This window comes from Streptosporangium jomthongense (genome assembly GCF_042650425.1).
Taxonomy (GTDB): Bacteria; Actinomycetota; Actinomycetes; order Streptosporangiales; family Streptosporangiaceae; genus Streptosporangium.
In genome coordinates, this window is the sequence record NZ_JBHSBC010000023.1 from 17,471 (window position 1) to 34,709 (window position 17,239).

The window sequence follows — 17,239 nt, forward strand, 5'->3', positions numbered from 1 at the left end:
CCGCTCAGGCGGGCCGGGCGATGGTCTCGGTCAGACGGGAGAAGGAGTCACCCCCGTGACCGGCCTCGACGGCCCGCCGCGCGACCGCCCTGGCCGCGTCGATCACCCCGGTGTCCAGCCCCCTCGCCTGGGAGGCGTGGGCGATGTGGTCCATCCCCGCCAGGGCCGACAGCAGCGCCGAGGCGGAGCCGGGATGCTCGCCCTCGTCGACATGGCGGGCGAACTCGTCGATGGCGACGGGCAGCAGGGCGCCGATCCCCTTGGCGAACGGGGCCAGCTCCCTGGCTGACACGCCCTCGGCCCTGGCCAGCGCGAAGGCGTGGACCAGGCCGCTCACCGACGTCCAGAACAGGTCGAGCAGGGCGACGTCGTAGGACGCGGCCCGCCCGGGGTCGGCGCCCAGATAGACGCCGCCCGCGCCCAGCGCCCCCAGCGTCGCGCGGTGCTCCTGGTAGGTCTCCTGGTCCCCGCTGTACAGGATGACGGCCTCGGGACCCCCGATGGACGTCGTCGGGGTCATGATGGCGCCGTCGAGATAGCGCACGCCGTTCTCCTCGGCCCAGGCGGCGGCCCGGCGGGAGCGTTCCGGCGTGTCGGCGGTGAGGTTGACCAGGGTCCTGCCCTTGAGGGCGGACCCGGCGGGTTCGACGATCGCGTGCACGGCGTCGTAGTCGATCACGCAGACGACCGTCAGCAGGCTCGCCTCGACGGCCTCGGCCGGGGTGCCCGCCCTGGCCGCGCCCCTGGCGACCAGGGTCTCGTCCTTGCCCGCCGTACGGTTCCACACGGTCGTCGGGTGGCCGTTGTCGAGGAAGGCGCCCGCCAGCGCCTGGCCCATCGGCCCCAGGCCGAGAACCGTCACCGGAACACGGTGGTCGTGTGTCATCTTCATCCGTTCCGAGTCGACGGGGATTCCCAGAGGTGGGAGGTCCCAGAGAGAGATGGGTTGTCCTGCCGGCGGGGACGGTTCGATGCTGGTTCCCGGCCAGGATTTCCTCAAGTACCCACTCTCCTGTCAGCTACTTACCTCCCGGTAAGCGATGCGGCTCCCACCTGCGGAGGTCGCAGGTCACGGCCGCCTCTCGGACAACGCGTGTACGGCGGAGGCGTCGCGAGGATCCACCTTGGCGGGTAGGGCCGCTCAGGCCCGGTCGTACCAGGTGACGGTCGCGCCGTTGCTGAAGGAGCGGCTCGCGGCCGGGGTGAAGAGCGTGGGACCGAAGGCTCCGGAGAAGGCTGAGACGCCCGCGCCCGCGACCACGGGGTAGCTCTTGACGATCATTTCGTCGATCTCCGGGAGCAGGGAGCCCGCGAGCTTGCCGCCTCCGCACAGCAGGATGTCCAGGCCGTCCTCCTTCTTCAGCGCGCGGACCAGCTCCACGGGATCGCCGGAGACGAGATCGACCGTGGGGTCGGCGATCTCGGGGATGGTGGTCGAGACGACGTACTGCCTCAGGTGCGTGTAGGGGCTGGTGATCCCGGCGTCGAGGGCGGGCTGGTAGGTGCCGCGTCCCATCAGGATCGTGTCGAAGCGGTTGTTCGGCGCGTCGAGGCCGAGGTGCGCCCGGACGTGGGCGGGGACGGTCTCCGGGTACCTGGCGTTCATCCACGTCGTCATGTCGTCGGCCAGGGGGTAGAAGTCGTACTCGCCGCCGGGGCCCGCGATGTAGCCGTCGATGCTGACACCGATGTAGTAGACAAGCTTTCGCATACATTCACTCCATTTGAAGTACTATGTTCGTAGTGGTTTGGACCGTAGTACTACATGTGGAGTGGTGTCAACCGAGATGCGACAGAACCAGGCGAGACGGGCCGCGCTGCTCGACGCCGCCATCGACGTGCTGGCCCGCGAGGGCGCGCGCGGCCTGACCTTCCGTGCCGTGGACGCCCAGGCGGGGGTGCCGGGCGGTACGGCCTCCAACTACTTCGCCAACCGCGACGACCTGCTGACCCAGGCGGGGGTGCGCGTCTACGAGCACCTTGAGCCGGACGCCGAGACCGTGGCCAGGAGCCTTGAGGGCACCCGTGACCGCGAGCGGGTGAAGCAGCTCATGCACGAACTGGTCGAGCGGGTCAGCACCTACCGGGCCGGCTATCTGGCCCTGCTCGAACTGCGCCTTGAGGCGACCCGCAGGCCCGGGCTGCGCGACGTGCTCACTCCGAGAATCAGGGCGGACGTCGACGCGAACATCGGCTATCACCTGAACTCGGGGCTTCCCGGCGACGCGACGGCGGTGACCCTGCTCTATCTGGCGATGAACTGGCTGATCGTGGAACGGCTCACGCTGCCTGGGGTCTTCGGTGAGGAACAGGCACGTGAGCTGGTCGAACGCGCGGTCGAACGCCTCATCCCGGAGGGGTGACCGTTTCGACAAAAAAGCACTACAAAGCGTGATATAAGTGGCGAGAATTGTCGTTTCGTGAAACCTCGATGAACAGAATATTCGTGGTGATATGAGAATTTTCGCGCTGGTCGCCGGGGCTGTTGTGGCGGTTTTAGTGGCTTTTGGAGCGCTTGGTGAGTTAAGTGGAGAAAGTGGCTTTTCTACCTCATCGGTAAGCTCGGTGAACTCGGCGGCGACCGTGCGCGAGGTGGCCTCTGCCGAGGGAGTGCGGGCGGCGGGCGCTCAGGTGGCCGCCGCCGGCACCAAGACGGTGAAGACCTCGATCCTGAAGGTCGGCGGGAAGTCCTACCTCTCCGCCCGGGTGACCAGCACGTACGGCGTCGCCAGGCGGTTCACCGTGAAGCAGCGCGTCTGCGCGGCCCGCACCTGCCGGACGGTCGACGTCGCCCTGACCGTCGGGGCGGGCATGACCGGCTGGCAGGAGAGGTATCTCGGCACCGGCTCCTACCGCAGAAGCGGCGCCCCCCACGTCACGGCGACCGCCCCGCCCGCCGTACCCGCCGCTCCGCTGCCCGTCGCCACGCCGACGGTGACCGTGACGGTCAGGGAGACGGTGCGGGAGACGGTCACCCTCGCTCCCGTCGTCGCGGCCACCCCCACGGTCACCGTCACCGTCACGGCTCCTCCGCCGGGGACCGTGGACACGTGCGGCGCGCCCGCCAACGCCTACGGCTTCACCTACTGCGCGTCAGGCGCCAGGGTGACCACGCCCGTGACGGAGGCCTGCGTGGTGTTCGACTGCATCGACAACTTCTCCGAGGGCCGGGGCTACCTGGTCATGTGCCAGGACGGGAAAGTGAGCATGTCCGGCGGGCTCGACGGGGTCTGCTCCTACCACGACGGCTGGCTCAGGGACATCTACCGCTTCGCGGTCTGAGGGCTTTTCGCGGAGGACCGGGGGAAATACCCTGCACGGCATGATTGAGGTGGAGCTGCGCGGCTGGGGGCCGGACGACGTGGGGGTCGTGATCGGCGCGTTCGAGTCGCCCGACATGGCCGACCAGGCGGCACGGCCGATCGACACGCGGCGGGCCGCGCTCGAATGGATGGGGACGTGGGGCTTCCGTGACGACGCCCACGCTTTCGCGGTCGTCTCCGGCGGCCAGGTGGTCGGCAACGTCGCGGTGAGCAACATCGACGCGCACGACACCGGCTGGGTGTCCTACTGGACGGTTCCGCACGCCAGGGGCCGGGGCGTGGCGGTCGCGGCCGTCACCAAACTGGCCCGCTGGGCCTTCGCCGAACGGGGGCTGTTCCGCCTCGAACTCGGGCACCGGATGAACAACCCGGCCTCGTGTACGGTGGCGACCCGGGCGGGCTTCCCGGCCGAGGGGGTCGAGCGGGCCAAGCTGAACTACGGGGGCGTGCGGCACGACGTGGAGCGGCACGCGCGCCTGGCCACGGACTGATCCAATGGACCGTACGGGCCAAAATACTGATCCCAAAGCAGGATTTTTCGCGCTATAGGGGAGTTTGTCGATAGCTGCAATATCCGTGCTTGACGCCCTGGTCAGGGCGGGGAAACGGGTGCCGGGGTGGGCGCCGTGCCAACAGCTGATGAACAACGCGGGGGGCGGAAGCTAATCGTTTTTCGGGAAATATAGAGTTTTCTCGGAAACGGGAACCTTTGGCTTCTAAGGCGCGTCCACACTGAGAAAGGGGGAGGCGATCCACAGTGGATGACATCGCGAGGCTGATCGGCTTCGAGGCGAAGCTGGCGTCGCAGGAGGCGCTGGCTCACGGCGGTGACCTGGAGAGCGCGGGAGCCGTCCAGCTCGTCAGGTTCTGCCCGACGCTGATCACGGCGGAGGTCGACGACGACGCCGCCTGTGTACGGTTCCAGATCGTCGACGAGGACCTGCGCTGGTTCTGCACCTGTGAGCCAGGCAGAAAAGGTAACTTCTGCGCCCACTGCGTGGCGACGGCCAACTCGGTCGCCGGAGCCGTCCGACGCACCGAGGCCCTCCAGCCCCGCAACACCTCACGTCCGATGGCCGTGTGAGCAGGCCCTGACGCACCCCCTGGCACCCGCACCGGTGCCAGGATCGCGGGGGTGTCGGGGCATGATCCCTCCAAGATTGATGAGCGCCGCCGCTTGAGGCGATCACGGGCCTAATCATGTGGGCGTTGCTTGCTTGTAAACCCTTGAGGGTGATGAGTGACTTGATCCCGAGTCCTGGCGACGGCTGTGTGGTCCGTAGTTGCGAACCCTTCAGAGCGATGAGTGACCCGCGAATTCGTGTCCCGCGCACACCTGCGCCTGATGTTGCGAACCCTTCAGGGTGATGAGTGACCCGAGGGTAAAGTCCCAGGTCAGGTCGGGTGCTGTAGGAGCGGGATTCGCTGTTTCTGCAGCAGTTCGGCGGTAGCGCGAAGGTGCAGGTCAGAGCGTTGATTATCTTGGGTCCGGTCGGATCTTATAACGCTTGCCTTCCTGCGGTCAGTTCCAGGAGTCGAGGGAGATGTCCGGGCCGCCTGCCAGGTAGTGGCGTAGGGCGCTGGCCGTGGTTGAGACGAAGTTCTGCGGTAGTTCCGCAGTGGGGGTCCACCGTACCTGGGCGTGTTTGTGGGGTTCGCCGTTGGTCAGGGTGCCCGACCATTCGTGTACGGAGAAGACGACTGTCAGGAAACCGCTGGGCGCCTCCACTCCCCGCGCGCCGTGGATGACGTGGGCCAATCGCAGTGACTCGGGGCGGACGACCAGGCCGGTCTCCTCCTGGAGTTCCCGGATCGCGGTCTGGGTGATGGGTTCTCCGGGCTCGCTCTTGCCGACCGGCAGGTCCCACATGCCCTGGGCGAACTTCGCGTGAGGGCCGCGCTGGAGCAGGACGGCCCGTTCAGTTTCGCGGTCGTGCACGATCACCGCCGCGACCAGCAGCGTCATGGCCTCCGTCGCGGGTGCCAGGGGTCGGGGCGAGACATCGGTACGCGGTTCGGTCATACCGTTCCCCTCGTTGAAGACGTCAGGCCAGATCCGGCAGCGACCGAGGTGCGGCGGGCGTCCTCGGTCAAGGTGTTCGTGATGACTCCGGGATTCTAGGCAGGTGAATGCCTTGAGCTTTGCCTGACATGAATGGGCCCTGCGCATCTAGCCTGAGAGGTGTTGAGACTCATCAGAAGAGGCAGGGCTATGTCTGAAGATAATACGCTCTCCACTTTCGGCGACCGAGTGAGGTTCTTCCGGAATTACTCCGGCATGACCAGGACGGTTTTCGGTGAGCTGTGCGGTCGAAGTGAGGACTGGGTCAAGAGCATCGAAATCGGCAAGATCGGTATGCCCGGGCTCGGCATGCTGATCCGGATGGCGGAGATCCTGGGGGTGGAGGATCTCGCGGCTTTCACCGGCGAACAGCGCCTGAGCAGGGCGACCTTCACCAAGCAGACGCATGACCAGGCTCCGGCGATCGTGAAGGCGCTGGCCTCCTACCCTCTGGTCCTTCCCGACCGTGAGCCGGTGTCGGCTGACGCGCTGGCGGCGAACGTCAGGCAGGCGTGGATGGTGTGGCACGGCTCGGCGACTCAGCGGACCGCCGTGGCCGCGCTCCTGCCCCGTCTGCTGGCCGACGCGCAGATCTCGGCACGACTCCTGGAAGGGGATGACCGGCGAAGCGCTCAGGAATGTCTGGCGCAGGTTTATCACCTGGTCCAGTTGTATTTGTCTTTCCAGCCGTATCCCGATCTGATTCTGCTCGCCGGAGACCGTGCCATGGCGGCGGCGCAGGAGGCGGACAGCCCGAAGGCCATCGCCGCCGCCTCCTGGTATCTCAACCACGTCTGGCGTGATGCCGGTGAACAGGCTGAGGCCCGTATCGACCTAGCCCAGCAGGCCGGACGGCTGCTGCGTCAGGAGGATGAGGAGGAGCGGAGTCTGTGGGGGCTGCTTCAGCTGGCCGTGGCCCTGTCGTACGCCAAAACTGGACGGAGGGGTGACTCCGAACGGTACTGGGACCAGGCTCATCGTGCTGCGCGATCTCTGACTGGTCACCACCCGTGGCTGATGTTCGGGACCGGCATGGTGGACGCCTACGGGGTGACGATGTCGGTTGACCTGACCAATGGACACGAGGCCGTCCGGCAGGCGGACCGCCTCGACCTGGACAACGTTCCGTCGAAAACCCGGCGTGCCTTCCACACCGTGGAGATCGCCCGAGGTTTCCACCTCAAGAAGGAGCCGCTGGCCACGATTCACCTGTTGAGCCGGGCGTATGACATCAGCCCGGACACGATCTCCTTCAACCTGTTCACGCGCAGGACCACCGATGAGCTGATGACCACGGGCGGTGCCACCGTACGAGACGAGGCCCGCTCGCTGGCTCGCAAGATCAGATTGGTTCCTGCGGCCTGAATCATCGAGGGGGAGGGTTCCTCCCCTTCGGGCAGGGAGGGTCCCTCCCCCTTGACGTGGGGGGAGGGACCCTCCCTGTTCATTTCTGTAGTCGAGTGTTCACTAAGGGCGTGCGCTCGCGGGTAGCCCTCCAGCCACTGGAGTTGCGGACTCTCCGGACGCTGCCGCCTGCCTTCCGGCAACCACTCCACCTCAGGGAACCCCTGATCGGATCACGGAGGTTCAGATCATGCACGACGCTCCCACCGTCCCGGCGATTCCGGGGTGGCGGTTGATCATCAGTGATACCGGTCGGTTCTGGGCGATCCGCAACCGGGCGTTCCCGCGTACGGCGTTGCGGGCGGGTGCTGAACCGACTGTGGACGCCGACACCCTCGAAGAGGTCCGGGAGGCGGTTGCCCGTCAGGAGGAGATCGCCGAGGGGGTGCCTTCGTGACCGGGCGGCATCGGGACGGCATGCCGTACGCGCCGGTGTATCGGCGGGTGTGGGACGGCCCGGCCCGCGCCGAGGCGGAGCGGATCGACCGGGCGTGGACGGACTGGACGGTGCTCTACAGCCTGGGGAGACGGTGCTTCTACGCGATGGCCGCCTGGGACGGTCCGCGTCCGGTGATCGTCGAGGACTTGACCGGTGAGGGGTTGGAGGAGCGGATGCAGGAGGCGGAGATGATCAAGGCGATGCGGCTCGCGGTGCGGTCTGCCCCGGTGCCGGTTCGTGGCGGGGTTTCCCGTAGGCGGGCAGGGCCTTCCGGGGTGGCGGTCGCCGAGGAGCCCGGCGGGGAGACGGTGTCCGCCGGAGGGAGTTCGCCGGGTGGGAGGGCGGCATGACGGCCTGGATTCCTCGTCAGGTTCCTGAGTTCTCCGATCGAACCTGTGACTCCGTGCAGGCGGCCCACCCGGGCTGGCTGGTGTTCCACAGCTCGGCGACCGGGCTGTGGAGCGCCTACCGGAGTGTCCTGTTCGGCAGGCCGTACGCCGGGGACGTGCTGTTGGTGCGGGCCGGGTCGGCTGAGGAACTGGACCGGAAGTTGAGCGCTCAGGCGCCCCCGGCGGTGCCGCCGAGCATTCAGGCCGTCGCCGTCGCCCGTGCCATCCAGATTCGGGCCGCCCGGGTCTCCCGGACCGTTCAGGCCGTATGTCCTGGTCAGGCCGTCGCGCCGGGTCGCGCTACGGCGTTGCGCAGGTTGCTGCGCTCCCCATAGCCGGTACGGCGACCCCGTGAGCGTGCGGTCCAGGGATGAGGGACCTGGGCCGCACCCAACCTCCTGAAAGCCGGTACGGCGGGCATGGACGTCATCCCACCCGTCGCCCGCCGTACCTCCTCGAACGTGCGGCTCAGGTAGGAGGGACCTGAGCCGCACACCCTCGCGGAACGGCTCCCGTGCACGCTAAGCGTGCCGGGGAAGGAGGGGGCCGTCTGGCGCACCGGCCCCGAGCACGTGGGGCCGGTCCTCCTCCAGGGTGCCCGGCCGTCGTGCTCCCCGGCTCGGGGCCGGGCACCCGCCCCCTGAAAAGGCACCCGCCCTGACCACTCCCGCACCCAGGGACGACCATGACCGACGACGAGCGACGCATGATCGATCTGCTGATCAGCACCCACCCCGCCTGGCGGTACGAACGCCTCCACCTGCCCGGCCTGCCCACATGGTGGGCCATCCGGTACCGGCCGTTGCGACCCGACCAGCGCAGGGCCGGGGCCAGAGACATGCTCGGCCGTACGACACTGCGCCGCCTCGCCGGAGCGTTGGCCTGGCACGACGAGATCATCCACCGAAGCCGCTACTGAAGGAGTCCCTCCAATGTCCCCCCTCAAGGCCGTCGCCCCCGACGGCACCTTCGCCACCGGGCCCGGCACCACCGAACGGCTCCTCACGCCCGGTGAGGTCGCGCGGATCTTCGGTGTGGACCCCAAGACCGTCAACCGGTGGGCGCTGACCGGCCGCATCCCCTCGGTCAGGACACCCAGCAGGCAGCGGCGTTACCGGGAGAGTGACATCAACGCCCTGCTCAACGCCGGCTGATCCAACCTCCGGAAAAGCCCTGCGAACGCCGCGAGGCGTAGGTCAGCCGGGGAAGGCGACGAGGCGTGCGGGTCAGTCCGGGAGGAGGACCGACAGGAACGCCGCTGAGGCGGTGTCGTCGGCGACGGCGTCGGAGAGGACGGAGCGGATCGACTCGAACGCAGGCGGGTCGGCCTCGCGCAGTGTCGAGGAGCGCGTCCAGACCAGCAGGTGTTCACCGGCAGGCAGCCATTCGAGGTCGGTGAGGCAGTCGTAGAGGGCGTCGAGGTTGTGCCCGAAGTACTCGGGGAACGACAGGGCCTCGGCGATCGCCGACATGGCCTCCGCCGAGGTGGTGATCCCGGAGCCGTCGACCCGGTGCGTGACGGCGTCGCCGTGGTCGGTCTCCACCTGCTCGGCGACCCCGGGAACCTCGGGGACCTCCGTGACCCTGGAGACGCGCGGCGCCCCCGAGGACGACTCGGTGATCTCCGTCGCCTTCGCGACCGTGGGGTCCTGCGGGCCGCGGATGGCGCGCAGGGTGCGCAGACTCTCCTGGGCGGCCGGCCCCTCCTCGAACGTTCCCCTGGGCAACGTCGGTCACCTCCGTACGTCGACGATGACGAAAGTCCGGTAGTGGTCGCCGGTGTAGTAGAGCTCCCGGGTCCCGTCGCCGCTGATCAGGCGCCGTGCTCCCCGGTCGCGGCTGCCGGGGGTCGGGACGGTGTACTCGTGGTAGTAGCCCTGCTGCCTGACGGGCAGGCGGCGTTCCCGGTTCTGGAAGACCACGCCGTCGCGGGAGTAGGGGAAGGGGCCACCCTGCCGGATGCGCTTCCAGGTGGCGGCGGCCTCGGGAGGCAGCGCCGACAGCGTCCTGGTGGGCATCGTGCCGTCAGCCCGAGGGCTCGCCGCGGGCGCGCTACTGGCGCGGGCCGGCTGCTCGGGGGTCGTGCATCCGGACAGCGCCATCACCAAGGACAGCACTGCGGACGAGACGAGAGCGGCGGTTCCCCGAGGTGTCACCTGGCCAAGCTACCCGTGACCACGTCAGGAAAAACGGCCGGGGGTGTGTGGCCGACGCAAGGATTGGACAGACATTGTCTAGTTGTCAGACAATGTCCGAATGAAGTTCGCCGTCGTCGCCGCAGCCGTGCTCTGGGGGACCGCGGGCACCGTGGGGATGCTCGCCGCCGGAGTTGATCCGGTCTCCCTGGCCGCCGCCCGACTGGTCCTCGGAGGGCTGGTGCTGGTGGTCGCCGCGCGCAGACTCCTGCCCCGGCTGCCCCGAGGGGGGATGCTCCCGCTCGCCGCCCTGGCCGTGGCCGCCTACCAGCTCTGTTTCTTCGCCGCCGTCGGCAGGACCGGGGTGGCCGTCGGCACCGTGGTCGCCATCGGCAGCGGTCCCGTCTTCACCGGACTGCTGTCCTGGTTGCTCGACGGGCGGGTGCCGTCGGGGCGTTGGGCGGCGGCGACGGCGGCGGCCGTGGCGGGCTGTGCCGTACTGACCGGTGGGGGAGGGCAGGTGCGCCTTGACGGGGTGCTGCTGGCGCTGCTCGGCGGTCTGCTGTACGCGTTCTACGCGGTGACGGCGGCCAGGGTGATCGCCACCGGGGTCCCCTCCGACGCGGTGATGGCCGCGATGTTCGGCGGCGCGGCCGTGGTGATGCTGCCGGTCCTGCTGTGGACGGGCACCGCCTGGCTGGCCGAACCGCGTGGCCTGCTCACCGCCGTCTATCTCGGCTGCGTCTCCACCGCGCTCGCCTACGTCCTGTACGGCAGGGGCCTGCGGGTGACACCCGTGGCCACCGCGGCGACCCTCGCCCTGGCCGAGCCCGCGGTCGCGGCGCTGCTCGGTGTCGTGGTGCTCGGTGAGCGGCTCACGCTCGTCTCGGCCTGCGGCCTGGCCCTGCTCGGCGCGAGCCTGGTGGTGGTCGCCCTTCCCGAACGCGTGGCGGCGTTAGGGTCTTCGGCGTGACCGTTCCCCTGCGCCCTGTCTCCGCTGTGAACGCTCTCGCCGACGCGCTGCGCAGGCGGGTGCTCTCCGGGGAGATCCCCCCGGCGACCCCGTTGCCCGAGCAGGAGCTGTCCACCCTGTACGGCGTGGCCCGCCCGACCGTCAGGGAGGCGCTGGCCGTACTCGTGCACGAGGGGTTGCTCAGGCGGGAACGGCACCGCAGCGCGCAGGTCGTCGAGGTGACCGTGGCCGATCTCGACGACCTGATGTTCGTCAGGCGCCCCCTTGAGGATCTGATGGCCGTCACGCTGGCCGGGCGCAGGGTCGAGGAGGCGGACGCGGCGCTGGGCAGGATGGCCGCGCTGCCCGCGGACGCGCCCTGGTCGGAGATGGTGGCCGAGCACATGGCGCTGCACCAGGCCCTGGTCGTCGCGGTCGGCAGCCCGCGTCTTGAGCGGCTCTACACCTCGCTCGCCGCGGAGACCCGTCTCGGCCTGGTACGGCTGCGCACGGTCTATCCCGACCGGGAGGTGCTGGTGGCCGAGCACCGGGAGCTGCTCGACGCGATCGGAGAGGGGTCGCCGGAGGAAGCGAGGCGGGCGGTGGCGGCGCATCTGGATCACGGCTGGGGCGAATGAGGCTTGCACCCGGCGCCCGGTAGTCGTCACAATCGCGGCCATGCACGGCAATTCAGTGCCGGACTCCTACGTGTACGTCACGGAGGAAGGCGTGGCCCGTCACTACGCGGACGGCAGCGTCGACGCTCTCGCCTGGGAGGACGTCGTCGAAGTTCGCGTGGAGGGTGACTCGGAAACCGAGTCGGACATACTGTACATTTTACTTAACCGGGGTGGACAGGGATGCGTGGTGCCACAATCGGCAACCGACACCACCTTCCTCGCACGCCTGCGGTACCTGCCTGACTTCGACGTGGAGCGGCTCGGTGAGGCCGTCGAGAGCCTCGGTGAGGGTCATGTCGTGGTCTGGCGCAGCCCTGATCCTCCCAATCCGCTGCCCGACTTCGAGTACGACTGACGTCGTGCGGTCCGGCGCGCCCTCAAACCAACCGGGTGGTAATCGTGCACGCGTGGACCGTTCCGTCAAGGCGTTCCTTCTGTCCCTCTTCGGCCAGTAGTGGACAGTAAGGCTGTATTCCCCTGCCCAGAGGTGATCACTAGGATTTCAGTGGGTTTCCACGCTCCTGGTGCATTCGGGAAAGCTGTCAACCAATGAAATGAGATGCGCGTCCCGTTACCTGGTAACGATGGGGCATCTGGGTGGGGTGGTATGAGAGTGGGGACAGAGGAGCCCGCTGCTACGCTCCTCGGCGATTCAGTGCGGACCGCTCCAAGTATCTGGACGCGATCCTACGCACGGATTCTGTTGGCCGGCGATCTCGCGTGCGCGGTTGTCGCGTGTGAGACCGTCCTTGGAGTTCGACTCTGGTTCGGCGCCTTCATCCCCAGGACGGAGGCGTTGTTCGGGCTCGGTCTCGCCCTGGCATGGCCCCTGTTCCTGGCGGTCGGCGGCGCCTACCGCAAGCGCGCGCACGGCGAGGGGACAGAGGAGTTCCGTGCGGTCTTCGACGGCGGGGTCGGACTGACGGCCGCCGTCGCGATCGGGGCGTACGCCACACAGGCCACGATCGCCCGAAGTTTCGTGATGGCCATGCTGCCGCTGGCGCTGGCGCTCACGGTCGCCTTCCGCTACTGGATGCGCAAGCGGCTGCACCGCAGGCGCGCCCTCGGCGAGTACATGCGTCAGGTGGTCGCCGTCGGGCACCGGGAGTCGGTGCTCGACCTGGTCATGCAACTCAGAAGGCAGCCCCACCACGGCATGACCGTGGCCGCGGCCTGCCTGCCCTCCGGGCCCGACGACATGGACGTGGACGGGATCCCCGTGCTCGGCGGCTTCAGCGACGTCCCCGCCGTCGTCGCCAAGGTGGACGCCGACGCCGTGGCCATCCTGGCCTGCCCCGAACTGGACGGCGTCGCGCTGCGCCGGATCGCCTGGGGTCTTGAGGACGCGCGAACCGACCTGTTCGTCGCGCCCGCCCTCATGGAGGTCGCCGGACCCCGGATCAGCATCCGCCCGGTGGCCGGAATGCCGCTGCTGCACGTGGAACACCCCGAGTTCGACGGCGCCAAACAGCTCGCCAAGAGCCTGTTCGACAAGGCCGCCGCGGGCTTCGCGCTGCTGCTGCTCGCCGTACCGATGCTGGTCATCTGCCTGCTGATCAGGACGACCAGTTCCGGGCCCGCGCTGTTCCGGCAGGTCAGGGTCGGCAGGGGCGGCCGGGAGTTCAACGTCGTGAAGTTCCGCACGATGGTCAACAACGCCGAACGGCTCAAGGTCGAGCTTGAGGAGCGCAACGAGTTCGACGGCGTGCTCTTCAAGATGAGGAACGATCCAAGGATCACCCGGGTGGGGGCGTTCCTGCGCCGCTACTCCCTCGACGAGCTGCCGCAGCTGCTCAACGTGGTCCGCGGGGAGATGTCCCTCGTCGGACCTCGCCCGCCGCTGCCGAGCGAGGTCGCGCAGTACGGCGCCGACGTGCGCCGCCGCCTGGTCGTCAAACCGGGCATGACCGGACTTTGGCAGGTCAGCGGACGCTCCGACCTCAGCTGGGAGGAGTCGGTCCGCCTGGACCTGCGCTACGTCGAGAACTGGTCGCTCTTCCTTGACCTGCAGATCCTGTGGAAGACATGGAGCGCCGTCATGGGCGGAGAAGGGGCTTACTAGCTGTGAAGGCTCTCGTGCTCGCCGGGGGGTCGGGCACCCGGCTCCGGCCCATCACTCACACCTCGGCCAAACAGCTCGTCCCGGTGGCCAACAAGCCCGTGCTCTTCTACGGGCTCGAAGCCATCGCGGCGGCCGGGATCAGGGAGATCGGCATCGTCGTCGGCGACACGCAGGCGGAGATCGAGGCGGCCGTCGGTGACGGCTCCGCTCTCGGCCTGCAGGTCACCTACCTGCGGCAACAGGCGCCGCTCGGGCTCGCCCACGCGGTGCTGATCGCCCGGGACTATCTCGGCGAGGACGACTTCGTCATGTACCTCGGCGACAACTTCATCGTCGGCGGCATCGGCGACGTCGTCGACCGGTTCACCCGGGACCGGCCCGACGCGCAGATCATGCTCACCCAGGTCGGCGACCCCAGGCAGTTCGGCGTCGCGGAGCTGGACGGCGACGGCCGGGTCGTCGGTCTTGAGGAGAAGCCCGCCGAGCCGAAGAGCGACCTCGCGCTCGTCGGCGTCTACCTGTTCACCCCGTTGATCCACCGGGCCGTGGCCGAGCTCAAGCCGTCGTGGCGCGGCGAGCTGGAGATCACCGACGCGATCCAGTGGCTGATCGAACGGGGTCACCGGGTCGAGTCGTCCGTCATCTCCGGCTACTGGAAGGACACCGGCAACGTCACCGACATGCTTGAGGTCAACCGGCTGGTGCTCGAATCCCTCGAAACCCGCCTGGAAGGCCGGGTGGACGACGTCAGCGAGCTGATCGGCCGGGTGGTCGTCGAACCGGGGGCCGTGGTCGAACGCTCCCGCATCGTCGGCCCGGCGATCATCGGCGCGGGCGCGCGAATCCTGGACAGCTACGTCGGTCCCTTCACCTCGATCGCCGCGGACTGCGTGGTCGACGGCAGCGAGATCGAGTACTCGATCGTGCTGCCCAGGGCCTCGATCTCCGGGGTCTCCCGGATAGAGGCCTCGCTCATCGGTCACGACGTCGAGGTCACCCCCGCCCCCAACACCCCCAGAGCCCACCGCCTCGTGCTGGGCGATCACAGCAAGGTGCAGATCAGCTCATGAAGGTCCTGGTCGTCGGTGGGGCCGGCTTCATCGGTTCCCACTACGTCCGCACGCTCGCGGCGGACGGTGTCTCGGTGACGGTGCTCGACAAGCTCACCTACGCGGGCAACCTCGCGAACCTGCGAGGCGTCCCGCACAGGTTCGTGCTCGGTGACATCTGCGACGCGGAACTGCTCGCCGAGGTGGTCCCCGGGCACGACGTCGTCGTCAACTTCGCCGCGGAATCGCACGTGGACCGGTCCATAACGGGTGCCGGGGAGTTCGTCAGGACGAACGTGCTGGGCACCCAGACCCTCATGCAGGCCTGCCTCGAAGCCTCGACCCCCAGGGTCGTGCAGGTCTCGACCGACGAGGTCTACGGCTCGATCGACGTCGGCTCCTGGGCCGAGGACGCGCCGCTGCGGCCACGCTCGCCGTACTCGGCGGCGAAGGCGGGCGGCGACATGATCGCCCAGGCCTACGCGGTCACCCACGGCCTGCCGGTCTCGATCACACGCTGCGGCAACAACTACGGGCCCAACCAGTACCCGGAGAAGGTCATCCCGCTGTTCGTCACCAACCTCCTGCAGGGGCGCAAGGTGCCGCTGTACGGCGACGGCGGCAACGTCAGGGACTGGATCCACGTCGCCGACCACTGCGCGGGCATCAGGCTGGTCGCCGAGCGCGGCGAACCCGGCGAGGTCTACCACATCGCCGGTACGGCGGAGCTGACCAACGTCCAGCTGACCACCCTGCTGCTTGAGGCGTGCGACGCGGACTGGGACATGGTCGAGCGGGTCGAGGACCGCAAGGGACACGACCGCCGCTACTCCCTGGACGACTCCCGGCTGCGGGCCCTCGGCTACCGGCCCTCGGTGCCGTTCGAACGGGGTCTGGCCGCGACCGTCCGCTGGTACGCCGACAACCCCGACTGGTGGAAGGCCGCCGCCGAGGCCCAGGACAGGACCCCCGAGGAGAAGATCGCCCTGGAACGGGCCGTCGCCGGGGAGAACGGATGAGCCGGTGGCTGGTCACCGGCGCCTCCGGCATGCTCGCCGCCGAACTGCTCGGCCTGCTGCGCGCGCGGGAGGAGTCGGTCGTCGCCCTGACCAGGGACGATCTCGACCTGCGTGACGAGCGGGCCGTACGGGACGTGGTCGCCGAGCACCGGCCCGGCGTCGTGGTCAACTGCGCGGCCTGGACGGCGGTCGACGACGCCGAGACGCACGAGGACGAGGCGCTGGCCGTCAACGGGCACGGTGCGCGGGCGCTTGCCGAGGCGTGCGAGCGCCTGGGCGCGCTCATGATCCACCCCTCGACCGACTACGTCTTCGACGGCACCGGGGCCGAGCCGTACGCGGAGGACGCGCCGACCTCGCCGGTCAACGCCTACGGGCGGACCAAGCTGGCCGGGGAACGCGCCGTGCTCGACACGCTGCCGCACACCGGTTACGTCCTGCGCACCGCCTGGCTGTACGGCGCGGCGGGCGGGAACTTCGTCAGCACGATCGCGGGTCTGGAGGGGAGCAGGCCGACCCTGGACGTCGTCGACGACCAGCTCGGCCAGCCGACCTGGGCGGGCGACCTGGCGGCCCGGATCATCGAACTGGCCGAGATCGCCCCGGAGCCCGGGATCTATCACGCCACCTGCTCCGGACAGGCGAGCTGGTACGAACTCGCCCGGGAGATCTTCACGCTGCTCGGCGCCGACCCGGGGCGGATCAGGCCGGTCTCCTCCACGGAGTTCCCGCGGCCCGCGCCCCGCCCGGCCTACAGCGTGCTGGGCCACGACCGCTGGGCCACGGCCGGTCTACCGCCGATGCGCGACTGGCGAGAGGCCCTGCGAGAGTCGAAAGTCCTGGTCAGTGATTAAGCTGTGCTTCTTTGCTCCGCCTTCGGCGTCGCGGGGCTTGGGCGCCCTGAGTCGATGCTTTCCCTCGTCGCTCATCCGCTGCGCTCCTTCGCTCCTCAGTCCAAGCACCGACGCGCCCAAGCCGACGCTCCTCACGCACGACACCGGATCAGCTTTGGGTGGCGAGTTTCCGGTAATACGCCTGGCACGCCTCGTAGGTCGGGAGAAGGCCGGTTTCGAGGGCTTCCTTGAGGGTGGGGGCGGCGGCGTCCTTGTCGGAGAGGACGGGGTCGAGGCCTGCGGGCCACTCGATGCCCAGGTCGGGGTCCAGGGGGTTGAGGCCGTGTTCGCGGCCCGGGGCGTACGGCTCGGAGCACAGGTAGGAGACCGTGGCCTGTTCGCTGAGCGCCATGAACCCGTGTCCCAGCCCCTCGGCGACGTAGAGACCGCGCCGGGACTCCTCGTCCAGACGTACGGCCTCCCAGCGGCCGAAGGTCGGCGAGCCGACGCGGATGTCCACGACGACGTCGAGGATGGCGCCGGAGAGGCATGTGACATACTTCGCCTGCCCAGGAGGCACGTCCGCGAAGTGGATGCCGCGCAGCACGCCGCGCCGGGAGACCGAGCAGTTGACCTGTGCGAGATCGATCGCGTGCCCGACGGCTTCCCGCAGGTCATGGGCACGGTAGGTCTCCAGGAAGGCGCCGCGCGGGTCAGTGTGGACACGCGGGGTGTGGCACCAGGCTCCGTCGATGCTCAGGGGTTCCATGGGCGGAAGCATGACACAGCGCGTGGCTGTAACACCCCAGGACCGCTGGGCGAAATCCTAGGGTTCGCCCTCATTGGAACGATCTTGCAAGTCACCGGTCGAGCCGCGTCGCGCGGCGAGGGA

General features: G+C 68.8%; 23 protein-coding genes. 17 read left to right on the forward strand and 6 right to left on the reverse strand.

Annotated features, from left to right (window positions below; all coding sequences use genetic code 11):
• Positions 1–4: 4 nt before the first annotated feature.
• Together ACFOYY_RS23495 and ACFOYY_RS23500 are read right to left on the reverse strand one after the other, a co-directional pair.
• Positions 5–862: an NAD(P)-dependent oxidoreductase gene (locus ACFOYY_RS23495; RefSeq protein WP_386192028.1), complete on the reverse strand. Its 858-nt coding sequence runs from the start codon at positions 860–862 to the stop codon at positions 5–7.
• A gap of 279 nt (positions 863–1,141) precedes the next feature.
• Positions 1,142–1,711 (reverse strand): dihydrofolate reductase family protein, encoded by a 570-nt coding sequence (locus tag ACFOYY_RS23500; protein ID WP_386192031.1) that lies wholly within the window; start codon positions 1,709–1,711, stop codon positions 1,142–1,144.
• Positions 1,712–1,787: 76 nt separating this feature from the next.
• Between ACFOYY_RS23500 and ACFOYY_RS23505 the strand changes: the two genes are divergently transcribed.
• The 4 genes from ACFOYY_RS23505 (at position 1,788) to ACFOYY_RS23520 (ending at position 4,407) form a co-directional block, all read left to right on the forward strand.
• Entirely contained in the window at positions 1,788–2,363 is a 576-nt protein-coding gene (locus ACFOYY_RS23505; RefSeq protein ID WP_352010875.1) for a TetR/AcrR family transcriptional regulator, read from the forward strand.
• A gap of 229 nt (positions 2,364–2,592) precedes the next feature.
• Entirely contained in the window at positions 2,593–3,282 is a 690-nt protein-coding gene (locus ACFOYY_RS23510; protein ID WP_386192034.1) for a hypothetical protein, read from the forward strand.
• Between the two features lie 40 nt (positions 3,283–3,322).
• Complete coding sequence (locus ACFOYY_RS23515; protein ID WP_352010873.1) at positions 3,323–3,814, forward strand: GNAT family N-acetyltransferase; 492 nt, start codon at positions 3,323–3,325, stop codon at positions 3,812–3,814.
• Positions 3,815–4,080: 266 nt separating this feature from the next.
• On the forward strand, positions 4,081–4,407 hold the full coding sequence (locus ACFOYY_RS23520) for a hypothetical protein (RefSeq protein WP_352010872.1): 327 nt from the start codon (positions 4,081–4,083) through the stop codon (positions 4,405–4,407).
• Positions 4,408–4,845: 438 nt separating this feature from the next.
• Here ACFOYY_RS23520 and ACFOYY_RS23525 read toward each other — a convergent pair whose 3' ends face one another.
• Complete coding sequence (locus tag ACFOYY_RS23525) at positions 4,846–5,346, reverse strand: NUDIX domain-containing protein (RefSeq protein WP_386192038.1); 501 nt, start codon at positions 5,344–5,346, stop codon at positions 4,846–4,848.
• A 189-nt stretch (positions 5,347–5,535) separates the two neighbouring features.
• On the opposite strand from ACFOYY_RS23525, the gene ACFOYY_RS23530 reads away from it, so the two are divergent.
• The 6 genes from ACFOYY_RS23530 (at position 5,536) to ACFOYY_RS23555 (ending at position 8,771) form a co-directional block, all read left to right on the forward strand.
• Positions 5,536–6,750 (forward strand): helix-turn-helix domain-containing protein, encoded by a 1,215-nt coding sequence (locus ACFOYY_RS23530; RefSeq protein WP_386192041.1) that lies wholly within the window; start codon positions 5,536–5,538, stop codon positions 6,748–6,750.
• A 229-nt stretch (positions 6,751–6,979) separates the two neighbouring features.
• Positions 6,980–7,186: a hypothetical protein gene (locus ACFOYY_RS23535; RefSeq protein ID WP_386192044.1), complete on the forward strand. Its 207-nt coding sequence runs from the start codon at positions 6,980–6,982 to the stop codon at positions 7,184–7,186.
• Entirely contained in the window at positions 7,183–7,578 is a 396-nt protein-coding gene (locus ACFOYY_RS23540) for a hypothetical protein (RefSeq protein ID WP_386192047.1), read from the forward strand. The genes ACFOYY_RS23535 and ACFOYY_RS23540 overlap by 4 nt, the downstream gene beginning before the upstream one ends.
• The gene (locus ACFOYY_RS23545) at positions 7,575–7,952 is read left to right on the forward strand and encodes a hypothetical protein (RefSeq protein ID WP_386192049.1); all 378 of its coding nucleotides are present in this window, start codon (positions 7,575–7,577) and stop codon (positions 7,950–7,952) included. Before ACFOYY_RS23540 ends, ACFOYY_RS23545 begins: the two co-directional genes overlap by 4 nt.
• A gap of 350 nt (positions 7,953–8,302) precedes the next feature.
• The gene (locus ACFOYY_RS23550; protein WP_352010865.1) at positions 8,303–8,536 is read left to right on the forward strand and encodes a hypothetical protein; all 234 of its coding nucleotides are present in this window, start codon (positions 8,303–8,305) and stop codon (positions 8,534–8,536) included.
• Between the two features lie 13 nt (positions 8,537–8,549).
• A complete protein-coding gene (locus tag ACFOYY_RS23555) occupies positions 8,550–8,771 on the forward strand; it encodes a BldC family transcriptional regulator (protein WP_352010864.1) in 222 nt (73 codons plus the stop codon).
• Between the two features lie 72 nt (positions 8,772–8,843).
• Here the strand turns inward: ACFOYY_RS23555 and ACFOYY_RS23560 are convergent, their stop codons facing one another.
• Together ACFOYY_RS23560 and ACFOYY_RS23565 are read right to left on the reverse strand one after the other, a co-directional pair.
• Entirely contained in the window at positions 8,844–9,344 is a 501-nt protein-coding gene (locus ACFOYY_RS23560) for a barstar family protein (RefSeq protein WP_386192053.1), read from the reverse strand.
• Positions 9,345–9,350: 6 nt separating this feature from the next.
• The gene (locus ACFOYY_RS23565) at positions 9,351–9,773 is read right to left on the reverse strand and encodes a ribonuclease domain-containing protein (RefSeq protein ID WP_352010862.1); all 423 of its coding nucleotides are present in this window, start codon (positions 9,771–9,773) and stop codon (positions 9,351–9,353) included.
• A 100-nt stretch (positions 9,774–9,873) separates the two neighbouring features.
• Here ACFOYY_RS23565 and ACFOYY_RS23570 point away from each other — a divergent pair, with 100 nt between their 5' ends.
• From ACFOYY_RS23570 to rfbD, 7 genes are all read left to right on the forward strand, one after another.
• Entirely contained in the window at positions 9,874–10,725 is an 852-nt protein-coding gene (locus ACFOYY_RS23570; protein WP_386192056.1) for a DMT family transporter, read from the forward strand.
• The gene (locus ACFOYY_RS23575; protein ID WP_386192060.1) at positions 10,722–11,342 is read left to right on the forward strand and encodes a GntR family transcriptional regulator; all 621 of its coding nucleotides are present in this window, start codon (positions 10,722–10,724) and stop codon (positions 11,340–11,342) included. Before ACFOYY_RS23570 ends, ACFOYY_RS23575 begins: the two co-directional genes overlap by 4 nt.
• Positions 11,343–11,382: 40 nt before the next feature.
• Complete coding sequence (locus ACFOYY_RS23580; protein WP_352010859.1) at positions 11,383–11,739, forward strand: hypothetical protein; 357 nt, start codon at positions 11,383–11,385, stop codon at positions 11,737–11,739.
• A gap of 252 nt (positions 11,740–11,991) precedes the next feature.
• Positions 11,992–13,446 (forward strand): sugar transferase, encoded by a 1,455-nt coding sequence (locus tag ACFOYY_RS23585; protein WP_352010858.1) that lies wholly within the window; start codon positions 11,992–11,994, stop codon positions 13,444–13,446.
• A gap of 2 nt (positions 13,447–13,448) precedes the next feature.
• Positions 13,449–14,516: a glucose-1-phosphate thymidylyltransferase gene (locus ACFOYY_RS23590; protein WP_362912578.1), complete on the forward strand. Its 1,068-nt coding sequence runs from the start codon at positions 13,449–13,451 to the stop codon at positions 14,514–14,516.
• On the forward strand, positions 14,513–15,514 hold the full coding sequence (rfbB, locus tag ACFOYY_RS23595; protein WP_352010856.1) for a dTDP-glucose 4,6-dehydratase: 1,002 nt from the start codon (positions 14,513–14,515) through the stop codon (positions 15,512–15,514). Before ACFOYY_RS23590 ends, rfbB begins: the two co-directional genes overlap by 4 nt.
• The gene (gene rfbD / locus ACFOYY_RS23600) at positions 15,511–16,368 is read left to right on the forward strand and encodes a dTDP-4-dehydrorhamnose reductase (RefSeq protein ID WP_386192065.1); all 858 of its coding nucleotides are present in this window, start codon (positions 15,511–15,513) and stop codon (positions 16,366–16,368) included. The genes rfbB and rfbD overlap by 4 nt, the downstream gene beginning before the upstream one ends.
• 148 nt (positions 16,369–16,516) lie before the next feature.
• Here rfbD and rfbC read toward each other — a convergent pair whose 3' ends face one another.
• Positions 16,517–17,116: a dTDP-4-dehydrorhamnose 3,5-epimerase gene (rfbC, locus tag ACFOYY_RS23605; protein WP_362912584.1), complete on the reverse strand. Its 600-nt coding sequence runs from the start codon at positions 17,114–17,116 to the stop codon at positions 16,517–16,519.
• Between the last annotated feature and the right edge of the window lie 123 nt (positions 17,117–17,239).

What these genes read in the sequence shown, in the direction of transcription:
- ACFOYY_RS23500 (WP_386192031.1), bottom strand. Translation starts at nt 1,711, where the DNA reads ATGCGAAAGCTTGTCTACTACATCGGTGTCAGCATCGACGGCTACATC.
- ACFOYY_RS23505 (WP_352010875.1), top strand. Translation starts at nt 1,788, where the DNA reads ATGCGACAGAACCAGGCGAGACGGGCCGCGCTGCTCGACGCCGCCATC.
- ACFOYY_RS23515 (WP_352010873.1), top strand. Translation starts at nt 3,323, where the DNA reads ATGATTGAGGTGGAGCTGCGCGGCTGGGGGCCGGACGACGTGGGGGTC.
- ACFOYY_RS23525 (WP_386192038.1), bottom strand. Translation starts at nt 5,346, where the DNA reads ATGACCGAACCGCGTACCGATGTCTCGCCCCGACCCCTGGCACCCGCG.
- ACFOYY_RS23530 (WP_386192041.1), top strand. Translation starts at nt 5,536, where the DNA reads ATGTCTGAAGATAATACGCTCTCCACTTTCGGCGACCGAGTGAGGTTC.
- ACFOYY_RS23535 (WP_386192044.1), top strand. Translation starts at nt 6,980, where the DNA reads ATGCACGACGCTCCCACCGTCCCGGCGATTCCGGGGTGGCGGTTGATC.
- ACFOYY_RS23545 (WP_386192049.1), top strand. Translation starts at nt 7,575, where the DNA reads ATGACGGCCTGGATTCCTCGTCAGGTTCCTGAGTTCTCCGATCGAACC.
- ACFOYY_RS23550 (WP_352010865.1), top strand. Translation starts at nt 8,303, where the DNA reads ATGACCGACGACGAGCGACGCATGATCGATCTGCTGATCAGCACCCAC.
- ACFOYY_RS23555 (WP_352010864.1), top strand. Translation starts at nt 8,550, where the DNA reads ATGTCCCCCCTCAAGGCCGTCGCCCCCGACGGCACCTTCGCCACCGGG.
- ACFOYY_RS23570 (WP_386192056.1), top strand. Translation starts at nt 9,874, where the DNA reads ATGAAGTTCGCCGTCGTCGCCGCAGCCGTGCTCTGGGGGACCGCGGGC.
- ACFOYY_RS23580 (WP_352010859.1), top strand. Translation starts at nt 11,383, where the DNA reads ATGCACGGCAATTCAGTGCCGGACTCCTACGTGTACGTCACGGAGGAA.
- ACFOYY_RS23585 (WP_352010858.1), top strand. Translation starts at nt 11,992, where the DNA reads ATGAGAGTGGGGACAGAGGAGCCCGCTGCTACGCTCCTCGGCGATTCA.
- rfbB (WP_352010856.1), top strand. Translation starts at nt 14,513, where the DNA reads ATGAAGGTCCTGGTCGTCGGTGGGGCCGGCTTCATCGGTTCCCACTAC.
- rfbD (WP_386192065.1), top strand. Translation starts at nt 15,511, where the DNA reads ATGAGCCGGTGGCTGGTCACCGGCGCCTCCGGCATGCTCGCCGCCGAA.
- rfbC (WP_362912584.1), bottom strand. Translation starts at nt 17,116, where the DNA reads ATGGAACCCCTGAGCATCGACGGAGCCTGGTGCCACACCCCGCGTGTC.